The following is an 875-nucleotide window of genomic DNA, read 5'->3' as shown; positions in this document are numbered from 1 at the left end:
CTAAGGGTTGTCCCGTAAATGATCTCCGGCATGCTGGATGACCTGTGCGTTTCCCCGTCACCCGGCGAGGGCAAGGTTGTGCAGGCGGGCGATGCCGAGCATGGCGTGCCGTACGCCGTCGCCTTTCAGGCGGCAGTCGCGAAGGATCTTCCAGGTCTTCATCCGGGCGAAGACGTGCTCGACGCGGGCGCGGACCTTGCGGTGGGAGGCGTTGTGTTCCTCCTTCCAAGCTGGGAGTTCGGCCTGGCCGCGCTCGCGGCGGTGCGGGATGACCAGGCCGGTGCCCTGGTAGCCGCCGTCCGCGATCACGGTCGTCTTGCCGACGGCGTCCTTGGCGCCGGACAGTTCCCACGCCTTGCAGTCGTTGCGGTTGCCGGACAGCGGCCGGCCCACGGCGACGACGAGGCGGGTGTCGGCGTCGATGACGACCTGGTGGTTGGTCGAGTACCTGTAGTTCTTCGACTGCTCGGCGATGCTGTGATCACGGGTGGGCACCAGGGTTCCGTCCACGATCAGTACGGCGTCCTTGCGGAACCGCTTGCGGGGCTGGAGGGCGAGAGACGGCCCGAGGTGGTCGATGATGCGGTCGGCGGCCGACTTCGACACCCCGAACAGCGGGGCGAGTTGGCGCATCGTGAGGTTGGTGCGCCAGTACGCGGCGACCAGCAGGACCCGGTCCTCCAGCGGCAGGCTCCACGGCCGGCCCTTGCGGACCGGATCCGCACCCTCGCGGCGCAACGCCGTGATGAGCTTGCTGAACTGACGCGGGCTCAACCCGGTGAACGGGGCTATCCAGGACGGCTCCGACGCCGTGATCACACCAGCCACACCAAGATCATCTCACCCGTGACCAGCAGTTACGGGACAACCCTTAG

The 875-nt window shown here is 67.4% G+C and carries 1 protein-coding gene; it reads right to left on the bottom strand.

Features of this window, described 5'->3' with window-relative positions:
• Positions 1-57: 57 nt before the first annotated feature.
• Positions 58-828 (bottom strand): IS5/IS1182 family transposase, encoded by a 771-nt coding sequence (locus ADK36_RS09490; RefSeq protein ID WP_048580947.1) that lies wholly within the window; start codon positions 826-828, stop codon positions 58-60.
• Positions 829-875 lie beyond the last annotated feature (47 nt).

It is taken from the genome of Streptomyces viridochromogenes (genome assembly GCF_001270495.1).
GTDB lineage: Bacteria > Actinomycetota > Actinomycetes > Streptomycetales > Streptomycetaceae > Streptomyces > Streptomyces viridochromogenes_A.
The sequence above is the reverse complement of the archived record's forward strand: the minus strand, read 5'-3'. Positions and strand labels throughout refer to the sequence as shown.